The organism is Bacillus cihuensis, assembly GCF_000504145.1.
GTDB lineage: Bacteria > Bacillota > Bacilli > Bacillales > DSM-1321 > Peribacillus > Peribacillus huizhouensis.
In genome coordinates, this window is record NZ_AYSD01000026.1 from 31,254 (window position 1) to 53,644 (window position 22,391).

A 22,391-nucleotide genomic window follows, 5' to 3' on the forward strand; every position below is an offset into this window, starting at 1 on the left:
TAAAAGAACATGCACATCACGAGTCAGTGTTTATATCATTACTCTACTGGAACACTATCTTCGTTTGTATCTTCTACAATAACAGGGCTTGCCTTGCGATAACGAAGCATGCCTGTTCCCGCAGGTACCAGTTTACCAATAATAACATTTTCTTTTAATCCAAGTAATTCATCACGTTTTCCTTTTATCGCTGCATCTGTTAACACTCTAGTAGTTTCTTGGAATGAAGCAGCCGACAAGAAGGAATCTGTTTCTAGTGATGCTTTTGTTATACCGAGCAGGACAGGTCGTCCAGTAGCTGGTATTTTACCAGTAAGAAGTGCGTCTGTATTCGCTTGAGTGAATTGGTGTACATCAAGTAAAGTACCTGGAAGAACATCCGTTTCACCTGCATCAAGGACGCGGACTTTACGAAGCATTTGTCTCACCATTACTTCGATATGTTTGTCCCCAATTTCTACCCCTTGCATACGATATACATTTTGAACTTCGCGTAACAAATACTCTTGAACTGCAAGAACATCTGTAACTTTCAGTAACTCTTTCGGATCAATAGATCCTTCGGTTAATTCTTCTCCACGCTGTACGTATGAATCTACAGATACTTTTAAGCGCGCAGAGTATGGTGCGGTATACGTGCGAGATTCAACTGCACCTTGAATCACAATTTCCTGTTGCTTATCTCGTATTTCATTAATTGAAACAACAGTACCTTCGATTTCAGTAATTAGCGCTTGCCCCTTAGGGTTCCTTGCTTCAAATATTTCTTGGATACGTGGTAAACCTTGAGTGATATCATCTCCGGCTACACCACCTGTATGGAATGTACGCATCGTTAACTGTGTACCAGGTTCTCCGATCGATTGGGCAGCAATAATTCCAACTGCTTCCCCAACTTCAACTTCTTGACCCGTCGCAAGATTTCGACCATAACATTTTTTACATACACCATGGCTTGTATTACATGTAAATGCCGAGCGAATCCACGCTTCTTCAATTCCACTATCTTCAATATACTTAGCAAGATCTTCAGTAATAAGTCCATTTTCATGAACAATCACTTCATTCGTTTCAGGATGTTTAATTGCCTTTCTAGCGTGACGACCAATTAAACGTTCTTCTAACGTCTCTATTACCTCTGTACCGTTTTTCAAAGCTGAAATTTTCAGGCCTCGGTCAGTTCCACAATCATCATCGCGAACAATAACATCTTGTGCTACGTCTACGAGACGGCGAGTAAGGTAGCCTGAATCGGCTGTTTTAAGTGCGGTATCGGCAAGACCTTTACGTGCACCATGGGTAGAGATGAAGTATTCTAATACCGTTAGTCCTTCGCGGAAACTTGATTTAATTGGCAACTCGATAATACGTCCAGCCGGGTTGGCCATCAATCCCCGCATACCTGCTAATTGAGTAAAGTTAGATGCGTTACCACGCGCTCCAGAATCACTCATCATGAAGATCGGGTTGCTACGATCTAATGAATCCATTAGTTTAGCTTGAATCGTATCTTTAGCAGCACTCCAAATTGAAATAACTCGATCATAACGCTCGTCTTCCGTTATTAAACCTCGTCTAAATTGTTTTAAGACGTTATCTACTTTTTGTTGTGCTTCTTCGATGATTTGTTGTTTTTCACCCAAAACTACGATATCAGAAACACCAACAGTGATTCCAGCCTTCGTAGAATGTTTGAATCCGAGGTTTTTCATTCTATCAAGCATTTTCGACGTTTCGGTAATTTTGAAACGTTTAAATACTTCCGCAATTATGTTCCCAAGAATTTTCTTCTTGAATGGATCAATTAACGGTTGTGCCTGAATAAGTTCTTTTATGTTTGCCCCGTTTTCAACAAAATACTTCTCAGGAGTTTTCACTTCTAAATTGTATCCTGTAGGTTCATTAATGTAAGGGAACGATTTAGGTAAAATTTCATTAAATATCAGTTTACCAACAGTTGTTAATAAGAGCTGATTATTTTGCTCTTCAGTAAAAGTTTCATTATTTAGAGATCCTGCATGAACAGCTACACGTGAGTGCAAGTGAACATAGCCATTTTGATAAGCAAGCAATGCCTCACTTGTATCTTTAAAGACCATTCCTTCCCCGATAATTCCAGCTCTTTCTAAAGTTAAGTAATAGTTTCCTAATACCATATCTTGTGAAGGAGTAACAACTGGTTTTCCATCTTTCGGATTTAGAATGTTTTGCGCAGCTAACATTAGTAACCTTGCTTCAGCTTGTGCTTCAGATGATAACGGAACGTGTACTGCCATTTGGTCACCGTCAAAATCCGCGTTATATGCCGTACATACAAGTGGGTGAAGACGGATTGCGCGACCCTCAACAAGTGTCGGTTCAAATGCTTGAATACCGAGTCTATGAAGAGTAGGGGCACGGTTAAGTAATACCGGATGCTCCTTAATGACTGCTTCAAGAACGTCCCAAATCTCTGGAGATAACCGTTCTATCTTACGTTTAGCAGATTTAATATTGTGTGCTAATCCTTTTTGAACAAGTTCTTTCATAACAAATGGTTTGAAGAGTTCAATTGCCATTTCTTTTGGAAGTCCGCATTGATACATTTTCAAGTTCGGCCCAACAACGATAACGGATCGACCAGAATAGTCAACACGTTTACCAAGTAAGTTTTGACGGAAGCGTCCTTGCTTTCCTTTTAGCATATGCGAAAGTGATTTCAACGGGCGGTTACCAGGTCCTGTTACCGGACGACCACGACGTCCATTATCAATCAAAGCATCTACAGCTTCTTGAAGCATACGTTTTTCGTTTTGAACGATAATGCTCGGTGCACCAAGATCCAATAAACGTTTTAAACGATTATTGCGGTTAATTACTCGTCGGTACAAGTCATTTAAGTCAGAAGTCGCAAAACGACCACCGTCTAATTGCACCATAGGACGAAGTTCTGGAGGAATAACAGGTAGTACATCAAGAATCATCCAAGAAGGTTCGTTTCCAGAATTACGGAAAGCCTCTAACACTTCAAGACGCTTAATTGCTCGAGTTCTACGTTGTCCTTGAGCTGTTTTTAATTCCTCTTTTAATGCTTCTGTTTCTTTTTCGGTATCAATGTCTTGTAATAATTTCTTTATTGCTTCTGCACCCATACCAGCTTGGAATTTTTTTCCGTACTTTTCGCGGTATGCACGATACTCTTTTTCAGAAAGAAGTTGCTTCTTTTCTAACGTTGTATCACCCGTTTCAGTGACTACGTAAGATGCAAAATATATTACTTCTTCCAAAGCACGTGGAGACATGTCTAACACAAGTCCCATACGACTTGGAATTCCTTTGAAATACCAAATATGTGATACAGGAGCAGCGAGCTCAATATGACCCATACGCTCACGACGGACCTTCGCACGTGTAACTTCTACACCACATCGATCGCAAACTACACCTTTATAACGAACTCGTTTGTATTTACCACAATGACATTCCCAGTCTTTTTGCGGTCCAAAAATTCTTTCACAGAACAAACCATCTTTCTCAGGCTTTAATGTACGATAGTTAATTGTTTCTGGTTTTTTTACTTCGCCATGTGACCAAGAACGAATCTTATCTGGTGAAGCAAGACCAATTTTCATATACTCAAAATTATTTACATCTATCAAGGGGCCTACCTCCCTTTTGATCTCCAGGTTATACCTAAATTGCTTATCATGAACTGTCATGTATTAGGCGCCATTTTCCCTTAAAATAGCCGACCTAATTAATTGAACTCCAACAGGCAGCATGGTTCGATCCGTTAAAAGAGCCAATACTGCCTAGTCAGAGTGGTAAAATAAACTATTTATTCAAAGCGTTAATCCGTTGTGATGGCATTTGTCTTTAAGCCAGCATCTGAGGCAACCATTTCTTTACCTTCTGTATCAATGTTTAAGGAGTCAGAATGATTTACATCATCTTCATCTTCTAAATCACGCATTTCCACTTCGCGGTCTTCAGCATTCATGATTTTAACATCCAACCCTAAGCTTTGAAGCTCTTTAATCAATACTTTAAATGATTCAGGAACACCTGGCTCTGGAACATTTTCACCCTTCACAATCGCCTCATATGTTTTCACACGACCGACGACATCATCGGACTTAACTGTAAGGATTTCTTGCAAGGTGTATGCAGCACCATATGCCTCAAGTGCCCAAACTTCCATTTCACCGAAACGCTGCCCACCAAATTGTGCTTTACCTCCAAGCGGCTGCTGTGTAACGAGTGAATAAGGTCCTGTTGATCGAGCGTGAAGCTTATCATCAACCATGTGAGCAAGTTTGATCATATACATGACACCGACTGATACACGGTTATCGAATGGTTCACCTGAACGCCCGTCATATAAGACTGTTTTCGCATCGCTTGCCATACCAGCTTCAGCAATTGTTGCCCAAACATCTTCCTCTGTTGCTCCATCGAATACTGGAGATGCAACATGGATATTAAGAGCTCTAGCAGCCATTCCTAAATGTAATTCCAATACTTGCCCGATGTTCATACGGGATGGTACACCTAACGGGTTTAACATGATGTCAACAGGTGTGCCATCTGGTAAATACGGCATATCTTCTTCAGGAAGAATACGAGAGATAACCCCTTTATTACCATGACGACCTGCCATTTTGTCGCCTTCATGAATTTTACGTTTTTGTACAATATATACACGTGCAAGTTGGTTTACACCTGGTGGAAGCTCATCTCCATCTTCACGGTTAAACACTTTAACATCATGTACAATTCCACCGCCGCCATGAGGTACACGTAGGGACGTATCACGTACTTCACGTGCTTTTTCACCAAATATAGCGTGTAAAAGACGTTCTTCAGCTGTAAGTTCAGTTACACCTTTTGGCGTTACTTTACCTACCAGTAAGTCTCCATCTTTAACTTCTGCACCGATGCGGATTATGCCACGTTCGTCAAGATTACGAAGTGCATCTTCCCCAACGTTTGGTATATCTCGGGTAATTTCTTCAGGCCCAAGTTTTGTATCTCGTGATTCTGACTCATATTCTTCAATGTGAATAGATGTATATACATCATCTTTCACAAGACGTTCACTCATAATAATGGCATCTTCATAGTTATAGCCATCCCATGTCATGAATGCTACAAGAACGTTACGACCTAAAGCAAGTTCACCTGATTCCATTGACGGACCATCAGCTAATATTTCACCTTTGACCACTTTGTCCCCTACACTTACGATTGGGCGTTGGTTATAACACGTACCTTGGTTAGAACGGATAAATTTCAATAGACGGTATTTATCAAGATTTCCTTTTACCTCTTGTCCATCTACAATACTTACTCGTCGTACCCAGACTTCACGTGATTCTACATGCTCTACGATTCCTTCGTGCTTACAAATAACAGCTGCTCCAGAATCTTTAGCAGATACGTATTCCATACCTGTTCCAACACGTGGTGCTTCTGGTTGTAGTAACGGAACTGCTTGACGTTGCATGTTCGCTCCCATAAGAGCACGGTTAGAGTCATCGTTCTCTAAGAAAGGAATACATGCTGTCGCCGCGGATACAACCTGCTTCGGTGAAACATCCATGTAGTCAACGCGGTCGCGTGGTACTACTGTGTTTTCGCCACGGAAACGGGCTACAATTTTATCATCAACAAATGAACCATCATCAGCTAAACGAGTATTCGCTTGAGCAGTTACATAGTTATCTTCTTCATCTGCTGTCAAATAGTCAATTCGATCTGTAACTTTTCCAGTTTCCGGATCAACACGACGGAATGGTGTTTCAATAAATCCATATGGATTCACCTTCGCGTAGCTGGATAATGAGTTGATAAGTCCAATGTTTGGACCCTCCGGTGTTTCAATTGGACACATCCGCCCATAGTGAGAATAGTGAACATCCCGTACTTCAAAGCCAGCACGTTCACGTGTTAAACCGCCTGGTCCTAATGCAGAAAGACGACGTTTATGCGTCAATTCTCCCAATGGATTTGTTTGGTCCATGAACTGCGAAAGTTGAGAACTTCCGAAGAATTCTTTAATAGAAGCAATTACCGGTCGAATATTAATCAATTGTTGCGGTGTAATGGTATTCGTGTCTTGAATGGACATTCTTTCACGTACCACACGTTCCATCCTTGATAACCCAATCCGGAATTGATTTTGTAATAATTCACCAACTGAACGAAGTCTACGATTACCAAGGTGATCAATATCATCTGTAATCCCTACTCCGTGAAGTAAATTAAAGAAGTAACTAATAGAAGATAAAATGTCGGCTGGAGTGATATTCTTCACCCGGTCCGTTACATTCGCATTTCCAGTTACGTTGATAATTTTCTCGCCTTCTGTATCATTTGGTGCATAAATTTTAATTGGTTGTAGCAAAATCTCATCTTCAACCACACCGCCTACTGGCTGGTATGTGCGGTTACCAATTCCTTCATCAAGATGTGGAAGAATGCGATCTAAAGTGCGTCGATCTAAAAGAGTGCCTTTTTCAACAATAATTTCACCAGTTTCCGGATCCACTAATGTTTCTGCAATACGCTGACCGAATAAACGATTTTTAATATGGAGCTTTTTATTAATTTTATAACGGCCTACATTCGCCAAATCATAACGTTTCGGATCAAAGAAACGTGATACCAAAAGGCTTTTCGCGTTTTCTACAGTCGGTGGTTCACCTGGACGAAGACGTTCGTAAATCTCAAGCAATGCTTTTTCTACACTTTCGGTATTATCCTTTTCAAGCGTATTACGGATATACTCATTGTCTCCAATAAGGTCAAGAATTTCTTGATCTGACCCAAACCCAAGAGCTCTCATTAATACTGTAATTGGCAATTTACGTGTGCGATCAATTCTGACATAAACTACGTCTTTTGCATCTGTTTCATATTCCAACCACGCACCTCGGTTTGGGATAACAGTAGCTGTAAAGCCGTACTTTCCGTTTTTGTCCATTTTTCCGTTGTAGTACACACTTGGCGAACGAACAAGTTGCGAAACAATAACGCGTTCTGCACCATTAATGACGAATGTACCTGTTTCAGTCATAAGAGGGAAATCACCCATGAATACATCTTGGTCTTTGACTTCCCCAGTTTCTTTATTTACAAGTCTGACTTTTACTCGAAGTGGTGCTGAGTACGTTACATCACGTTCTTTCGATTCTTCTACCGAATACTTGGGATCTCCCAAACTGTAATCGATAAATTCAAGCGATAAATTGCCCGTAAAGTCCTCAATCGGAGAAATATCCTGGAACATCTCTCTTAACCCTTCATCAAGAAACCATTGATAAGAAGCGGTTTGAATTTCAATTAGGTTTGGTAATTCCAATACCTCACTGATTCTTGCATAACTTCTACGTTGGCGGTGTCGTCCATACTGAACTAGTTGACCTGTCAACCGATTCACCCCTTAAATCAAGCGTTATAAGGTTCCATTTGTCTTGTGGAAACATGTATTTCCATAGACAAAAAGAAAATGGTTTTTGTTTAAAAACCACAATTTCTCATAAAACGAACTATTATTTATATATTTTTTCCAATTAATCCACTTTCTATACACCTTTTGTATAAAAATTGCATAGTTAAGGAATTATAATATATGCATTTTATAATACTAACATAGCAAAAAAATTGAGTCAAACTTTTTTAGATACAAGTATATAATAACCTTTTTTCTTTACAACCGTTCTGACATTCCCAAAAACCTGTTCCATCTTCTCCATTGCTGATGGAGCACCTTGTTTTTTCTGAATGACGACCCATAACTCGCCGCCATTTTTTAATTTCGCATGACTTTTTTCTAAAATGCCATGAACAACATTTTTTCCCGCACGAATAGGCGGGTTAGTCAATATTGCTGCGAATTGAGTAATTTCCACTCTGTCCAATTGATCACTTTCATGAATATTTACATTTGTAATTCCATTCGTTTTCGCATTATCCTTCGCAAGAGCAACAGCACGGCTATTAATATCTACCAACTCCACTGTTCTTTCAGGAAAGGCTGCAGCAATAGAAAGTCCAATCGGGCCGTATCCACAACCAACATCTAGAATACTCCCTTTTGTCTCCTCATCAAATGTAAAAGTTTCAATTAATAAACGCGAGCCAAAATCGATGTCGTTTTTAGAGAACACTCCATTATCGCTTTTAAAACGAAATGAGCGTCCTCTCAGAGTGTAGTCCCAAAATTTCGGATTGCTTTCAACATCCGGTTTTTGTGAGTAGTAATGATCTGCCAGAGTCATCTCCTCCTATCAGAAAAGATTAATTGAAGAATTTTGAGAGAAGATTTGTGAAGATTAGAAGCTTACTGTTTACAACAATATATCTGTGTATCACTTACACTTTCAAAAGTAAGAGAAAAAAAGCCCGCCATAATAGCGAGCTTTTTAACAAGCAAAATTACTTAACTTCAACGCCAGCTCCAACTTCTTCAAGTTTAGCTTTGAATTCTTCAGCTTCTTCTTTAGATACGCCTTCTTTGATTGCTTTAGGAGTGTTATCAACAAGTTCTTTCGCTTCTTTAAGACCAAGTCCTGTGATTTCACGAACAACTTTGATAACTTTGATTTTTTGGTCGCCTGCAGATGCAAGAACAACGTCAAACTCAGTTTTTTCTTCAGCAGCAGCGCCACCAGCAGCAGCTACAGCTACTGGAGCAGCAGCAGTTACGCCAAATTCTTCTTCGATTGCTTTAACTAGGTCATTTAGTTCTAAAACAGTCATCGTTTTAACTGCTTCAATGATTTGATCTTTAGTCATTGTATATTTCCTCCTAGGGTTTGTTTTAGTTTTTGATTACCAAGGGCAAAGCGCTAGCTTACGCTCCTTGTTCTTCTTTTTGTTCTGCCACAGCTTTTGTAGCAAGAGCAAGATTGCGAATAGGTGCTTGTAGCACGCTGAGTAGCATAGAAAGTAGACCTTCGCGTGATGGAAGTTCTGCAAGAGCTTTAATTTCTTCAGCTGATGCAACATTTCCTTCGATAACTCCAGCTTTAATTTCTAATGCTTCATGTTTTTTCGCGAAATCGTTAAGGATTTTCGCAGGAGCAATAACATCTTCAGTAGAGAATGCAATTGCGTTCGGGCCAGTCAATGATTCATTTAAAGCAACTAATTCAGCAGCTTCAGCAGCACGACGAGTCATAGAGTTTTTGTAAACCTTGAACTCAACGCCCGCTTCACGAAGTTGTTTACGAAGTTCTGTTAATTCTGATACAGATAATCCGCGGTAGTCAACAACAACAGTTGATTGGCTAGCTTTGAATTTCTCTGCGATCTCATTAACAATTTGAACCTTTTGTTCGATAATGGCGCTCATCCTTACACCTCCTATAGATTTGCTTGAAAACATTTATACCGGTCAAAGATAAAGCCTCCACATCTTGCAGACGAGGAGGCAGTAATTTGAAAGTCATAGTCATGGACTATTTTATCGAATTACCTCGGCAGGAAATTAAGCTCAAGACGTGAGCACCTACTGTCTACGGTACAAATGATATTCTTTTATATTAACAAAACAGATTATAGCAATAATCGTTTCATATTGTCAAATGTTAATTTTTTACATTGAATGAAGAAGGATCAACCTTAACACCAGGGCCCATTGTAGTCGTTACAGAAACATTTTTCATGTAAGTTCCTTTAGCTGCCGCAGGTTTAACTTTCATTAATGTGTCATAGATAGTTGTAAAGTTCTCAACCAATTTGCTGTCTTCGAAAGAAGCTTTACCAATTGGAGCATGAATGATACCTGTTTTGTCAACGCGGTATTCAACTTTACCAGCTTTAATTTCGTTAACTGCTTTCGTTACATCAAATGTAACTGTACCAGTTTTAGGGTTCGGCATAAGACCTTTTGGTCCTAATACTCGTCCTAATTTACCAACTTCACCCATCATATCTGGAGTAGCTACGATTACATCAAATTCGAACCAACCTTGTTGGATTTTGTTGATGTATTCTGCGTCTCCAACATAATCAGCACCTGCCGCTTCAGCTTCTTTAACTTTTTCGCCTTTAGCAAATACTAATACACGTTGAGTTTTACCAGTTCCGTTCGGAAGCACGACTGCTCCACGGATTTGTTGGTCAGCTTTCTTAGGGTCAACGCCTAAACGGAAAGCAACTTCAACTGTTGCATCAAATTTTACAAAGCTAGTTTTTTTAGCAAGTTCTACAGCTTCTGCTACTGAATATGCTTTAGTACGGTCAATTAATTGTACCGCTTCAAGATACTTTTTACCTTTATTAGCCATGATATAAAATCCTCCTATATTGTGGTTTTAACGGAATAACCTCCCACGAATAAAGGTTGCGAGTATGAATCGCAACCCCGTAGAAACGAATAACTGTTTAGATGGGATTAATCTTCGATGACAATACCCATGCTGCGTGCTGTACCTTCAACCATACGCATTGCAGACTCAACGTTTGCTGCGTTTAGATCAGGCATTTTTGTTTCTGCAATCTCGCGTACTTTATCACGTTTGACTGTAGCAACTTTATTACGGTTAGGTTCACCAGAACCAGACTCAATTCCAGCTGCAACTTTAAGCAATACTGCAGCAGGTGGAGTTTTTGTTACGAATGTAAATGAACGGTCTTCAAATACCGTAATTTCAACAGGAATAATTAGACCAGCTTGATCTGCTGTACGAGCGTTGAACTCCTTACAGAATCCCATGATGTTAACACCAGCTTGACCTAGTGCAGGACCAACCGGCGGTGCCGGATTCGCTTTCCCAGCAGGAATTTGCAATTTAACCATTTTAATTACTTTTTTAGCCACGAGACACACCTCCTTATAAGTCTAAGTCCGTGATGTGGTAATAGGGGTATACCCTCCCACTCATCTTAAATTCTTTATTTAAATAAAGAATGTTTGTATCATTTAGGTCTCGTAATAGAAACATACTGACCTATGAAATTTTACCACTTTCCAACAATGATTTCAAGTTTTTTCAGATTATATTTTTTCCACCTGATTAAAATCTAGTTCAACCGGGGTATCTCTGCCAAACATATTGACCAGCACCCGTACTTTACTTTTGTCCTTATCCAATTCTTCAATAACTCCTGAGAAATTGGAAAATGGTCCTTCTTTAACCGTAACTGTGTCACCTAACTCGAAATCTACTTCAATTCGTTGTTCATCAACACCCATGCGTTTTAGAACTACTTCAATTTCTTCAGGTAGTAAAGCCGTTGGTTTTGAACCAGCTCCAGAAGAACCAACAAACCCTGTTACCCCAGGAGTATTTCGAACTACATACCAAGAATCATCCGTCATAATGATTTCCACAAGTACATAACCCGGAAATACTTTCTTTTTCAGAACCTTCTTCTTACCATCTTTAATTTCTGTTTCTTCTTCTTCAGGAACAACGACGCGGAAGATCTTATCTTGCATCGCCATTGTTTCTACACGTTTCTCAAGATTCGCTTTTACTTTATTCTCATATCCTGAGTATGTGTGTACAACATACCAATTTTTTTCCATGTTAATAGGACTAAATCGCCCTTCCCTCCCTATACATTTCTTTTTTTCATATTGTTTTCATTTTTACATGAAAAGTCCAAGAAGGCATTGCTGACTTCCAGATGAATTACTTTTAAGAAAAGCGAAAAGCACTTTGTTCATTACAAAGGCTTGTATATGACAAACAAGATAGAGAACAATGTTTTTCTCCCTATTCAATTATTTGTCTATTAACTGATAAGGTAACTTTCGCTCAGCATCAAAATCCGTTTGAAAACTTACGCTTTCTTACTCTTAAAAAAGACAAATTAAAAAACCCGTTTCCGGGCTTTTTACTGTTGTTTATTATTTTAGCACTATTATAGCTTATTTTGGAATCTCTTATTCAATAACAAGACGAATTAGTTTAGATATGCCTAAATCTACTACAGCAAAGAAAACTGCCATAATGACAACGGTTGAAAGTACTACTACCGTATATCTTGTAAGCTCTTTTCTTTTAGGCCAGCTTACTTTCCTCATCTCTCGAGCAACACCGCGAAAAAATTCGGTTATGCGATTCATGAATGTAACCTCCAACCAACTTAGATAGCTTCTGTCAATCTATTTAAACAGTTACTTCGTTTCTTTATGCATGGTATGGGCATTGCAAGTACTACAAAATTTCTTAATTTCCAAACGCTCCACACTTGCTGCTTTATTGCTTTCAGAAGAGTAGTTTCTAGAACCGCAATCTGTACAAGCGAGGATTAACTTTTTTCTCATCATTTCCACACCTATCTATCTCTACATCGTTAAAACTTTATCACGGCTGTCACTTATTGTCAACAAACAATAAGCTTAAATACCGCATGAATACAGGGAATTACAGGGTTACCTCTCTCACTTCCAAATATCGTTCTAGCTTCCTCTTCACTCGTTGTAGGGCATTGTCTATAGACTTCACGTGTCGGTTTAATTCTTCTGAAATTTCCTGGTAAGATTGTCCGTCTAGATAAAGAGCAAGAACCTTTCTCTCTAAATCACTCAATAGTTCCGCCATTTTTAATTCGATGTCATCAAATTCTTCCTGATTTATGAAAAGTTCTTCAGGATCTAAAACTTTTGCTCCAGAAATAACATCCATAAGTGTGCGATCTGACTCTTCATCATAAATAGGCTTGTCCAAAGATACATATGAGTTTAAGGGAATATGTTTTTGTCTTGTTGCTGTTTTAATCGCTGTAATAATCTGCCTTGTAATGCAAAGCTCTGCAAAGGCTTTAAATGTTGACAGTTTATCCCCTTTGAAATCACGAATAGCCTTATATAAACCTATCATACCTTCTTGTACGATGTCTTCTTTATCAGCACCAATTAAAAAATAGGTTCTAGCTTTAGCTCTTACAAAGTTTCGGTATTTTTGGATTAAATAATCCAAAGCCTCACTGTCTCCTTTATGCACATAATCCACAAGCACGTCATCATCAAACTGGCCATAATCCTCATTCACTTTCATTCCGAAGTTGGACCCCACATTTTATCCCCCTGACCGTACGCATAGTTAGCAATATTATACAGTAGGTGAAATTTACTCGTCAACAGCTCAAAACTTCCCCCGGCGCCAATTTTCAAAAATTTCTGCCACTTCGTCCGTTAAATCAATCTTGGAATTTTGTTTGAATTTTGTCGCTTTATCAAGCTTTTTGTCAATTTCAACTTCTATATGTTCCATTTCAATTAATAGTTCTCGTGCAGATTTTCGTAAAGCTCCTTGCCCAAAAACCACCCATTGTTCCGTAAAATCAGAAGTTGCCACGTAAACTTGCGTTTTAATATTATTTAACTGGATAGCCATTTTTTCGATCCGCTCATCTGCGGACTCGTTTTCTCTTGTAAAAATAATTTCTACCTTAAAATTTTTATATTTACGCTCAATCCCCTGGACAAAATGGGCATCAAACACAACTATGACTCTGTAACCTGAAAAAGCTTGATATTCTGCCATCTTCTCTATCAGACGATCACGCGCTTCTGATAAATTGTGTTCCTTTAATTCTCTTAGTTCCGGCCAAGCTCCAATAATGTTATAACCGTCTACCAACAGAATATTCATTACCTATTCTCCTATAGGATTTCTTTTTCGATAAACCTCATACATCAACAAACCCGCTGCAACAGATGCATTCAAAGAAGTTACCTTTCCGATCATTGGCATACGAATAAGAAAATCACATTTATCTTTAATAAGGCGGCCCATTCCCTTTCCTTCGCTGCCGATTACGAGGCCAATTGGCATCTTACCATCCATGTTTCGGTAATCATCAGTGCCCAACGCATCGGTACCAACAATCCAGACCCCACGTTCTTTTAATTCATCAATCGTTCTAGACATGTTAGTAACTCTGGCAACAGGAATGTATTCGATGGCTCCTGTTGATGATTTTGCTACAGTTGCAGTTAAGCCCACAGCTCTACGTTTCGGGATAATAATACCATGAGCTCCTACCGCATCTGCTGTACGCATGATCGATCCAAGATTATGAGGATCTTCAATTTCATCTAATAAAATAAAAAAGGGAGCTTCTTCACGAGACTCTGCCACAGCAAATAGATCATCCACTTCTGCATATGAATACGCAGCTACCTGTGCAACAACCCCTTGATGAATGCCTTCTGTCATTTGATCAATCTTTTTTTTCGGGACAAAATTAACGAATATATTCCTCTCTTTTGCCAATGTAATAATTTGCTGCATTGTACCTTTTTGCGAACCTTCAGCAATCCATATTTTATTCATATCACGCTCAGAACGTAATGCTTCTAATACAGGATTCTTTCCAATGATATATTCCTCGTTCATAAGCTCATCTCCTTTTTTCGTCTTCAATAAATTGGATCGATTGATTAATCAGAACCTCTAATCTCTCATTGTTTCCTGATAAATATACATAACCCATTAATGCCTCAAACGCAGTACCATATCGATAAGTTTGAACATCCGTATTCTTAGGCACGCTACCTGATTTGGCATTCCGTCCGCGCCTAACGACAGCTCGTTCTTCCTCTGTTAATTGATTGCTTTCAATAAAAAAATGAATGATTTTACTTTGTGCTTTCGCCGATACGAATGAAGTCGCTTCTTTATGAAGTAAATGCGGCTTCACTGCACCCTTTTTCAATAGATGATGCCTGATATACGTCTCATATACGGCATCACCCATATAAGCAAGAGCAAGGCTATTCACCATTTTTTCATCGACTTTCTTCTCGTGTTGCATACTGTTTATCCTCTTTTCCATCTAGTACCCTGAGGTGTATCTTCGAGAATAATATTTAAATGTTTTAGTCGGTCTCGAATGTCATCTGAAAGTTTAAAGTTTCTGTCTTTACGCGCTTGGATACGCTGCTGAATCAACGCTTCTATTTCTTCATCCAGTAAAGTTTCTTCCTCAAGAGTCAAACCAAGGATGGACGTTAATAACTTGAACTCTTCGATGAATTTCTCAATCACATGCTGATCTGTATTCTTTTCCATCATGTAGTAATTAGCTTGCTTGGAAAGCTCAAACAAGACAGAAATGGCATTAGCTGTATTAAAGTCATCGTCCATTTCACGGGTGAATTCATCATGTAATTCTGAAATTTTCTTCAACCACAAATCATTGCTATCCGCTAATCCGGCACTAGAATCTAATCGATGCTTTAAGTTTTGAAAAGATGTTTTCAAACGGTCAAATGCTGCTTTGGTTTTCTCAAGTACTTCTTCACTATAATTAATAGGATGGCGATAATGAACAGATAACATGAAGAATCTCAATACTTGTGGATCGTGATGCTGAATAATGTCGTGTACAAGGACAAAATTCCCTAATGATTTCGACATTTTTTCATTATCTATATTTATATAGCCATTATGCATCCAGTACTTTGCAAATGTTTTCCCAGTCAAAGCCTCTGATTGGGCAATTTCATTTTCATGATGCGGGAATGCTAAATCTTGGCCACCTGCATGAATATCAATCGTGTCACCTAGGTATTTTTGCGCCATAGCTGAGCATTCAATATGCCAACCTGGGCGGCCATTTCCCCACGGAGATTCCCAAGAAATTTCGCCCTCCTTTGCTGTTTTCCATAGTGCAAAGTCTAACGCATCTTGTTTCCTTTCCCCTACTTCAATTCTTGAGCCAATGCGTAGCTCATCAATGGATTGATGTGAAAGCTTGCCATACGTATCGAATTTACGAGTTCGGAAGTAGACATCGCCTTCCGATTCATAAGCATATCCTTTTTCAATCAATGCAGAAACAAAATCAATAATCGTATCCATATTTTCCATAACAGTCGGATGTTTATCTGCCTTTTTGCAACCTAACGCAGTGACATCTTCAAAATAAGCATTAATAAATCGTTCTGCAATCGTTGGAACATCTTCACCTAATTCCTTTGCAGCCTTAATTAACTTATCATCTACATCAGTAAAATTTGAAACAAATTTTACATCATAACCGCTAAATTTAAGATAATTGCGGACCGTGTCAAACACAATAGCAGGACGGGCGTTGCCAATATGGATATAGTTGTACACGGTAGGTCCGCAAACGTACATCTTCACCTTACCTTCTTCTATTGGAATGAACTCTTCCTTCTGCCGTGATACAGTATTATAAATTTTAATAGTCATATTCTTTGCTCCTTTCTTCCTTTAACACATTCAATTCCGCTTTCATTTCCAACAGTTCTTTTTCCAGTTCTATGATGCGGTCTGCAATTGGGTCAGGAAGATCTGTATGGTTCAAATCTTTATTTATCCTTACTCCATCCTGAATAACGACTTTTCCTGGAATACCAACAACAGTCGAATTCGGGGGAACTTCTTTCAGTACCACAGAACCTGCGCCAATTTTGGAATTTTCCCCAACTTCAATAGAGCCTAATACCTTAGCACCTGTAGCAATTAATACATTGTCTTTAATGGTGGGATGCCGTTTACCTTTTTCTTTTCCTGTTCCTCCAAGTGTAACACCTTGAAACACAGATACATTATTCCCAATTTCACAAGTTTCACCAATCACAATCCCCATTCCATGATCAATAAAAAAACGATTCCCAATTTGTGCACCTGGATGAATTTCAACACCAGTGAAGAAGCGGCTAATTTGCGAAATAGCTCTTGCAATGAAAAAGAATTTTCGTTTATAAAGGGCATGGGCCAGTCGATGACTCCAAATGGCATGCAATCCGGCATATGTCAAAATAACTTCTAGATAACTACGTGCTGCAGGATCCTGGTCAAATATGACCTCTAAGTCTTCCTTGAACATTTTAAACACCGCTGTGACCTCCTATATATCCCTTCTCTTTTTCTCTATTTGCTTGACGTTTGGACAAAAATGACCGTATCTAGCGACCTATATATTCATTTTGTTCAATAAAAAAACGCCTCTGTCCAATAGACAGAGACGCTTTTTTAGCGCGGTTCCACTCTGTTTGAAATGTACAACAAATCGTTCCATTTCCAACTTGTTTCCTGATAACGGAGGAAGTTCCGCCTTTACCTACTATTGGTTAGTTCAGCAAAGGACTCCAGGGTGCATTTCATAAAATGAGGGGCTTAAACCACTTTCAGCAGGTTATGGTTCTCTCTTTCAAGCATCATTTTCTTACTTCTCCCTATCTACGCGTTTTAACTAATAATTATCTAATACTATATTACATTTCCAACAAATTGTTAACTTAAAATGTTCTCTACACGCTGTTTTATTTTTTCCTTACCTAAAAGCGCAATAGCTTTCGGAAGATCAGGTCCGTGTGTTTGTCCTGTAACTGCTGCACGAATCGGCATAAACAGTTTTTTCCCTTTTTGTCCTGTGCTTTTTTGAACGGCTTTAATCGCCTTCTTAATTTCCTCAGCAGTAAATGCTTCAAGGGAATCAAGTTCTTGAAGAAATGCTTGCATAACTTCTGGAACTTGCTCTTCTGCAAGAACCTCTTTCGCTTCCTCTTCGAAATCCAACTCTTCCCTAAAGAATAGTTGTGAAAGTCCAACGATTTCCGCACCAAAACTCATTTGCTCTTGATACAAATCAACTAATTGATAAACCCATTTAGCTTCTTCTTCGTTCATTTCAGCAGATATTTTCCCTGCTTTTACAAGATGAGGCAATGATATTTCTACAGCACGGCTGATATCAAGTTGTTTCACATACTGATTGTTCATCCATGTTAACTTCTGAGTGTCAAATAAAGCCGGTGATTTTGACAGGCGGTCTGCATCAAACATTTTGATAAATTCATCTTTTGAAAAGATTTCTTCTTCTCCGCTTGGTGACCAACCCAATAATGCAATGAAATTGAATAAAGCTTCTGGCAAATAGCCTAATTCTTCATATTGCTCAATAAATTGAATGATTGATTCATCACGCTTACTTAATTTCTTACGACTCTCATTAACGATAAGAGTCATATGTCCAAATACAGGCGGCTCCCAACCAAATGCTTCATAAATCATCAATTGTTTTGGCGTATTTGAAATATGATCGTCGCCACGAAGTACATGCGAGATTTTCATCAAATGATCATCTACTGCCACTGCAAAGTTATAAGTTGGAATCCCGTCCTTTTTCACAATAACAAAGTCGCCAATCCCGTCCGATTCAAAGGATACTTCATCTTTAACCATATCTTTAAACGTGAAGACCTTGTCAGATGGAACAGCAAAGCGGATGCTAGGCTTTCTCCCCTCTGCTTCAAACTTACTTCGCTCTTCTTCTGTCAAATGACGGCATTTCCCTGAATATTTAGGCGTTTCATTACGAGCAAGCTGCTCCTCGCGCTCCGCCTCAATTTCCTCTTCAGTACAATAGCATTTATATGCCAAGCCTTTTTCGAGCAGACCGTCATATAATTCTTTGTAAATATCATTTCGCTCAGATTGGCGGTAAGGTCCATATTCCCCACCAACATCGATGCTTTCGTCCCACTCAATCCCAAGCCATTTTAAATATTTGAGCTGGCTCTCTTCGCCACCCTCAATATTCCGCTTTTGGTCTGTATCTTCAATACGGATAATAAACTTCCCATCTAGATTTCGTGCAAACAAATAATTAAACAAAGCCGTACGTGCGTTACCTATATGTAAATGCCCTGTTGGACTAGGTGCATATCGGACTCGAATGTCACTGCTCATATCTGACTCCTCCTAATGAATACATTCCATACGTCACTTCATAATCCCAAAATGGCCTAACCACATGGGAAGTCTCATTTTATTTTACCACCAATAAGTCTTTGAAGAAAGTATCTCTTGGCGGTCACTCCGCTTTCACTAAGAGTACAGCAACTTGTGCGGCTATTCCTTCTCCACGGCCAGTAAAACCAAGCTTTTCAGTTGTCGTTGCCTTTACATTGATTTGATCCACGGAAGCTTCCAGCAGCTCAGCTATTCTTGCTTTAATTTTTTCGTTATAAGGGGACATTTTAGGCTTTTGCGCTATGATTGTACAATCTGCATTTCCAAGTACATAACCTTTCTTTTTCACTATTGCCCATACATGTTGAAGAAGCTTCGCTGAATCGGCATCCTTAAACTCTGGATCTGTATCCGGGAAATGCTTTCCAATATCACCTGCACCGATTGCCCCAAGACATGCATCGGCAACTGTATGAAGTAATACGTCTGCATCTGAATGGCCAAGTAAACCTTTTTCATAAGGAATTGTTACTCCACCAATAATTAACGGTCTTCCTTCTACCAACTGATGAACATCAAATCCTTGTCCAATTCGAAACATCATTTCATCTCTCCCTTTACATCTTATTTTTATGAAAGTGCTACATCATTTATCCTTCATGATAAATGGTGGCCTTTTAATCCCATACAGGTTTTTTATGTAAAATTGCTTCTGCAAAATATAAATCTTCTTGAGTCGTAATCTTAATGTTATCATAATTACCTTCAATAATTACAACAGGTTGCCCCACTCGTTCCAGAAGACTAGCATCATCAGTACCTAAATAACCGGCTTTTTCTGCTTCCTCATGAGCCCTTTTCAAAATGGACACACGAAAAGCCTGTGGTGTTTGGACAGCCCACAAGCTAGATCGCTCCACGGTATCTATAACCATACTTTCTTTCACTTTTTTTATTGTATCTTTAACCGGAACCGCAACAATTGCCCCTCCATGTGAGGATGCTGCCTCTGTTAAACGGTTAATAAGCAATTGGTCAATAAACGGCCTTGCTCCATCGTGAACTAATACAAGGCCGTCTTCCTTGATTTCTTTCACCCCGTTAAACACACTTTGTTGACGCTCTTTACCACCTGGAACAAGCCTAATCTCTTTCTTTATTCCATACTGCTTAATTAGACTTTCAAAAATGGTTGCTTCATCTGGATTAATCGTCAGGATAATCCGCTTACAGGCAGGGTCACGATCAAATACTTGTAGTGTATACACAATAATTGGAGTTTCTAAAAGTTCGATAAATAATTTATTCTTTCCAGCCTTCATTCTTTTTCCTTGTCCCGCTGCTGGAATGACTACTTCATAAAACATACCGGCCTCTCCTTGCCACTATAGGACCCGTTTACTTCCTATAATGCTTTTTCTAATAGTTTAGGCTTTGCAAAAATCATACGACCTGCAGATGTTTGAAGGACACTGGTTACTAATACATCGATCCGCTTGCCGATATAATCTCTTCCACCCTCAACAACAATCATCGTTCCATCGTCAAGATAAGCAACGCCCTGATTCTGCTCTTTCCCATCTTTAATGACTTGTACACTCATTTCTTCCCCTGGCAGTACAACTGGCTTCACAGCATTGGCTAAATCATTAATATTCAGCACAGGTACCCCTTGAAATTCACACACTTTATTGAGGTTGAAGTCATTTGTAACAACAACACCATTGGATACTTTCGCAAGCTTAACTAATTTGCTATCCACCTCTTGAATATCTTCAAAATCACCTTCATACATTTCTACTTTTATCGATAATTCCTTTTGAATGCGATTGAGGATATCCAATCCTCGGCGACCACGATTTCTTTTTAATGCATCTGATGAGTCGGCAATATGTTGAAGCTCCGCTAAAACAAATTGCGGGATGATAATTACACCTTCTAAAAATCCTGTTTGGCAAATATCCGCAATTCTTCCATCAATAATGACGCTTGTATCGAGGATTTTCATTTTTCGATTTTGCTCTTCTAATTCCTGTTCACTTCCTTGAATTTTTCTTTTTCCAGCTTTGGAGAATAAATTCAAGAATTCATCCCGCTTCTTAAAGCCTACTTGAAAACCGAGATATCCAAATAATAGAGTCAAAAGAATCGGTGCTACCGTATTTAGAATAGGTACTTGGATGGCATTGAGTGCTGAACCGATAATATAGGCAGCCAAGAGACCTACAAGCAAACCAATACTTCCGAAAACAATATCCGTAATCGGCGCCTTGACGAGTTGTTCCTCTAGCCACTTCATAAAATTAACGACATACTCTACAACCCAAAAAGTAATAAGATAAAATATGATGGCTCCTAAAATAGCAGTAACATAAGAGTTATTTAATAATGCAATATCATCTACATGTATCATTGTTAATAGCCAAGGAATTAACACAATTCCAAGTGTACCCCCGACAATTAAGAAACATGCTTGTATAATGCGTTTTAACATCCCTTCACCTCCCTTTACTCATTATTAACAAATATTAAAATTCGAAACCTTCTTACTTAATTTTTTGATAAAATTTTACGATAAAATTATAGATAACTTCCATACCTCAGCCTAGCATTCGTCAATAGGAGTGTCAAAAATTATTCATTCCATTCACATTCTTCGCTCTGCAACAAGTTGTGATTTCAGCAGTCTCAGACCTTCTTGAATTTTATTCGCCCGGACTTCACCGATACCTTCAACATCGTCCAACTCTTCTACAGAAGCCTGATAGACGGTAATAAAATTGCCAAATTGATTGATAAGATTCTCAACAATCAAAAATGGCAATCTGGGGATTTTATGTAAAATCCGATACCCTCTCGGACTTACAATTTCATCCAGATGAATATAACCGTTATATCCAAGTACCTTTAACAAAGTGCCTTCCTCAAACTTCTCCTGCTGGGCTAACTCGTGCAGCTTTTCGATTATTTCTTTTGGCTGGTCTTCCTTCTGATTGAGATAATCTTTTATAATTAATTTCCCTTCACTTTCCAACTCAAAAAGTAACTCGTTCATCTGAAGACGGATTAATCTCCCCTCTGTTCCAAGCTCATTCAAATAATTAACTAACTCGAGTTTTATTCTTAAAACCATAATGTAACGATGGAGGACCTGCAATAAATCCGTATAGGTCACCATATCTTCAAATTCAAGCAATCCCAGTTCATTAATACTTTGCTGCAAAACAATTTTATATTTTTCCAACGTTTGTATCGCAAGATTTGCTTTAGCTAAAATAACAGCAATATCTTTAAGAGCATATTGGAAATTTCCCTGATAAAGTGTAATAACATTTCTCCGCTGTGAAATTGCAATAACAAGTGATTTTGTTTCCCTTGCCACTCGTTCTGCTGTTCTATGACGCATCCCGGTTTCCTTGGATGGTACGGATGTGTCTGGTGCCAACTGTGCATTAGCAAGGATGATTTTATCCGCTTTTTCATTTAATAGGATCGCACCATCCATCTTTGCCAGTTCATACAATGTACTTGGTGTACAAGGAGAGTTAATTTGAAATCCACCGTCTACTATTGACCTGACTTTCTCATTATCACCAACAACGATGAGTCCTCCTGTATTAGCACGCAAGACATTATCGATCCCTTCTCTTAATGGTGTACCTGGGGCAACCATGTGAAGGATTTCTAATTTAATCTTTTCAAATGCTTTTTTGTCTGTCATTT

At 38.8% G+C, this 22,391-nt stretch carries 21 protein-coding genes and 2 other annotated features; all 21 genes read right to left on the reverse strand.

Annotated elements, in window-relative coordinates:
* Nucleotides 1-38 precede the first annotated feature (38 nt).
* Nucleotides 39-3,638, reverse strand: coding sequence for a DNA-directed RNA polymerase subunit beta' (gene rpoC, locus V179_RS0104500; RefSeq protein ID WP_028390468.1), 3,600 nt, complete (start codon nucleotides 3,636-3,638; stop codon nucleotides 39-41).
* 191 nt (nucleotides 3,639-3,829) lie between these two features.
* Nucleotides 3,830-7,411 carry a DNA-directed RNA polymerase subunit beta gene (gene rpoB, locus V179_RS0104505; RefSeq protein WP_028390469.1) on the reverse strand — a complete coding sequence of 1,194 codons (3,582 nt, stop codon included), beginning with the start codon at nucleotides 7,409-7,411 and terminating at the stop codon, nucleotides 3,830-3,832.
* Between the two features lie 238 nt (nucleotides 7,412-7,649).
* Nucleotides 7,650-8,255 (reverse strand): class I SAM-dependent methyltransferase, encoded by a 606-nt coding sequence (locus V179_RS0104510; protein ID WP_028390470.1) that lies wholly within the window; start codon nucleotides 8,253-8,255, stop codon nucleotides 7,650-7,652.
* 163 nt (nucleotides 8,256-8,418) lie between these two features.
* A complete protein-coding gene (gene rplL, locus V179_RS0104515; RefSeq protein ID WP_028390471.1) occupies nucleotides 8,419-8,778 on the reverse strand; it encodes a 50S ribosomal protein L7/L12 in 360 nt (119 codons plus the stop codon).
* Between the two features lie 58 nt (nucleotides 8,779-8,836).
* Nucleotides 8,837-9,337 carry a 50S ribosomal protein L10 gene (rplJ, locus tag V179_RS0104520; protein ID WP_028390472.1) on the reverse strand — a complete coding sequence of 167 codons (501 nt, stop codon included), beginning with the start codon at nucleotides 9,335-9,337 and terminating at the stop codon, nucleotides 8,837-8,839.
* A 38-nt stretch (nucleotides 9,338-9,375) separates the two neighbouring features.
* Nucleotides 9,376-9,524, reverse strand: a sequence feature (ribosomal protein L10 leader region).
* A gap of 48 nt (nucleotides 9,525-9,572) precedes the next feature.
* Nucleotides 9,573-10,274 carry a 50S ribosomal protein L1 gene (rplA, locus tag V179_RS0104525; protein WP_028390473.1) on the reverse strand — a complete coding sequence of 234 codons (702 nt, stop codon included), beginning with the start codon at nucleotides 10,272-10,274 and terminating at the stop codon, nucleotides 9,573-9,575.
* Between the two features lie 107 nt (nucleotides 10,275-10,381).
* Entirely contained in the window at nucleotides 10,382-10,807 is a 426-nt protein-coding gene (rplK, locus tag V179_RS0104530; RefSeq protein WP_028390474.1) for a 50S ribosomal protein L11, read from the reverse strand.
* A 177-nt stretch (nucleotides 10,808-10,984) separates the two neighbouring features.
* A complete protein-coding gene (gene nusG, locus V179_RS0104535) occupies nucleotides 10,985-11,518 on the reverse strand; it encodes a transcription termination/antitermination protein NusG (RefSeq protein ID WP_028390475.1) in 534 nt (177 codons plus the stop codon).
* A gap of 360 nt (nucleotides 11,519-11,878) precedes the next feature.
* On the reverse strand, nucleotides 11,879-12,061 hold the full coding sequence (secE, locus tag V179_RS0104540; protein WP_028390476.1) for a preprotein translocase subunit SecE: 183 nt from the start codon (nucleotides 12,059-12,061) through the stop codon (nucleotides 11,879-11,881).
* Nucleotides 12,062-12,112: 51 nt separating this feature from the next.
* A complete protein-coding gene (gene rpmG / locus V179_RS29610) occupies nucleotides 12,113-12,262 on the reverse strand; it encodes a 50S ribosomal protein L33 (RefSeq protein WP_084552203.1) in 150 nt (49 codons plus the stop codon).
* A gap of 100 nt (nucleotides 12,263-12,362) precedes the next feature.
* Nucleotides 12,363-12,995, reverse strand: coding sequence for an RNA polymerase sporulation sigma factor SigH (gene sigH / locus V179_RS0104545; protein ID WP_034300600.1), 633 nt, complete (start codon nucleotides 12,993-12,995; stop codon nucleotides 12,363-12,365).
* 87 nt (nucleotides 12,996-13,082) lie between these two features.
* A complete protein-coding gene (locus V179_RS0104550) occupies nucleotides 13,083-13,592 on the reverse strand; it encodes an NYN domain-containing protein (RefSeq protein ID WP_028390478.1) in 510 nt (169 codons plus the stop codon).
* A 3-nt stretch (nucleotides 13,593-13,595) separates the two neighbouring features.
* Nucleotides 13,596-14,339, reverse strand: coding sequence for a 23S rRNA (guanosine(2251)-2'-O)-methyltransferase RlmB (gene rlmB, locus V179_RS0104555; protein ID WP_028390479.1), 744 nt, complete (start codon nucleotides 14,337-14,339; stop codon nucleotides 13,596-13,598).
* 4 nt (nucleotides 14,340-14,343) lie between these two features.
* Nucleotides 14,344-14,757 carry a Mini-ribonuclease 3 gene (locus V179_RS0104560; protein ID WP_034300586.1) on the reverse strand — a complete coding sequence of 138 codons (414 nt, stop codon included), beginning with the start codon at nucleotides 14,755-14,757 and terminating at the stop codon, nucleotides 14,344-14,346.
* A gap of 5 nt (nucleotides 14,758-14,762) precedes the next feature.
* Nucleotides 14,763-16,160 carry a cysteine--tRNA ligase gene (gene cysS, locus V179_RS0104565; RefSeq protein WP_028390481.1) on the reverse strand — a complete coding sequence of 466 codons (1,398 nt, stop codon included), beginning with the start codon at nucleotides 16,158-16,160 and terminating at the stop codon, nucleotides 14,763-14,765.
* Nucleotides 16,150-16,800: a serine O-acetyltransferase gene (gene cysE / locus V179_RS0104570; RefSeq protein ID WP_200868657.1), complete on the reverse strand. Its 651-nt coding sequence runs from the start codon at nucleotides 16,798-16,800 to the stop codon at nucleotides 16,150-16,152. The genes cysS and cysE overlap by 11 nt, the downstream gene beginning before the upstream one ends.
* 131 nt (nucleotides 16,801-16,931) lie before the next feature.
* Nucleotides 16,932-17,165 (reverse strand) — a binding site (T-box leader).
* 42 nt (nucleotides 17,166-17,207) lie between these two features.
* On the reverse strand, nucleotides 17,208-18,665 hold the full coding sequence (gltX, locus tag V179_RS0104575) for a glutamate--tRNA ligase (RefSeq protein WP_028390483.1): 1,458 nt from the start codon (nucleotides 18,663-18,665) through the stop codon (nucleotides 17,208-17,210).
* Nucleotides 18,666-18,789: 124 nt separating this feature from the next.
* Nucleotides 18,790-19,269 (reverse strand): 2-C-methyl-D-erythritol 2,4-cyclodiphosphate synthase, encoded by a 480-nt coding sequence (gene ispF / locus V179_RS0104580; protein WP_028390484.1) that lies wholly within the window; start codon nucleotides 19,267-19,269, stop codon nucleotides 18,790-18,792.
* A 76-nt stretch (nucleotides 19,270-19,345) separates the two neighbouring features.
* Nucleotides 19,346-20,035, reverse strand: coding sequence for a 2-C-methyl-D-erythritol 4-phosphate cytidylyltransferase (gene ispD, locus V179_RS0104585; protein WP_028390485.1), 690 nt, complete (start codon nucleotides 20,033-20,035; stop codon nucleotides 19,346-19,348).
* 38 nt (nucleotides 20,036-20,073) lie between these two features.
* Nucleotides 20,074-21,162: a PIN/TRAM domain-containing protein gene (locus V179_RS0104590; protein WP_028390486.1), complete on the reverse strand. Its 1,089-nt coding sequence runs from the start codon at nucleotides 21,160-21,162 to the stop codon at nucleotides 20,074-20,076.
* Between the two features lie 153 nt (nucleotides 21,163-21,315).
* Nucleotides 21,316-22,389 carry a DNA integrity scanning diadenylate cyclase DisA gene (disA, locus tag V179_RS0104595; RefSeq protein WP_028390487.1) on the reverse strand — a complete coding sequence of 358 codons (1,074 nt, stop codon included), beginning with the start codon at nucleotides 22,387-22,389 and terminating at the stop codon, nucleotides 21,316-21,318.
* Nucleotides 22,390-22,391: the final 2 nt, after the last annotated feature.

Excerpts from the sequence above, each read along its gene's own strand:
- rplL (WP_028390471.1), bottom strand. The coding sequence starts at position 8,778 with ATGACTAAAGATCAAATCATTGAAGCAGTTAAAACGATGACTGTTTTA.
- rplJ (WP_028390472.1), bottom strand. The coding sequence starts at position 9,337 with ATGAGCGCCATTATCGAACAAAAGGTTCAAATTGTTAATGAGATCGCA.
- rplA (WP_028390473.1), bottom strand. The coding sequence starts at position 10,274 with ATGGCTAATAAAGGTAAAAAGTATCTTGAAGCGGTACAATTAATTGAC.
- nusG (WP_028390475.1), bottom strand. The coding sequence starts at position 11,518 with ATGGAAAAAAATTGGTATGTTGTACACACATACTCAGGATATGAGAAT.
- secE (WP_028390476.1), bottom strand. The coding sequence starts at position 12,061 with ATGAATCGCATAACCGAATTTTTTCGCGGTGTTGCTCGAGAGATGAGG.
- rpmG (WP_084552203.1), bottom strand. The coding sequence starts at position 12,262 with ATGAGAAAAAAGTTAATCCTCGCTTGTACAGATTGCGGTTCTAGAAAC.
- sigH (WP_034300600.1), bottom strand. The coding sequence starts at position 12,995 with ATGAAAGTGAATGAGGATTATGGCCAGTTTGATGATGACGTGCTTGTG.
- V179_RS0104550 (WP_028390478.1), bottom strand. The coding sequence starts at position 13,592 with ATGAATATTCTGTTGGTAGACGGTTATAACATTATTGGAGCTTGGCCG.
- rlmB (WP_028390479.1), bottom strand. The coding sequence starts at position 14,339 with ATGAACGAGGAATATATCATTGGAAAGAATCCTGTATTAGAAGCATTA.
- V179_RS0104560 (WP_034300586.1), bottom strand. The coding sequence starts at position 14,757 with ATGCAACACGAGAAGAAAGTCGATGAAAAAATGGTGAATAGCCTTGCT.
- cysS (WP_028390481.1), bottom strand. The coding sequence starts at position 16,160 with ATGACTATTAAAATTTATAATACTGTATCACGGCAGAAGGAAGAGTTC.
- cysE (WP_200868657.1), bottom strand. The coding sequence starts at position 16,800 with ATGTTCAAGGAAGACTTAGAGGTCATATTTGACCAGGATCCTGCAGCA.
- gltX (WP_028390483.1), bottom strand. The coding sequence starts at position 18,665 with ATGAGCAGTGACATTCGAGTCCGATATGCACCTAGTCCAACAGGGCAT.
- ispF (WP_028390484.1), bottom strand. The coding sequence starts at position 19,269 with ATGTTTCGAATTGGACAAGGATTTGATGTTCATCAGTTGGTAGAAGGA.
- ispD (WP_028390485.1), bottom strand. The coding sequence starts at position 20,035 with ATGTTTTATGAAGTAGTCATTCCAGCAGCGGGACAAGGAAAAAGAATG.
- V179_RS0104590 (WP_028390486.1), bottom strand. The coding sequence starts at position 21,162 with ATGTTAAAACGCATTATACAAGCATGTTTCTTAATTGTCGGGGGTACA.
- disA (WP_028390487.1), bottom strand. The coding sequence starts at position 22,389 with ATGACAGACAAAAAAGCATTTGAAAAGATTAAATTAGAAATCCTTCAC.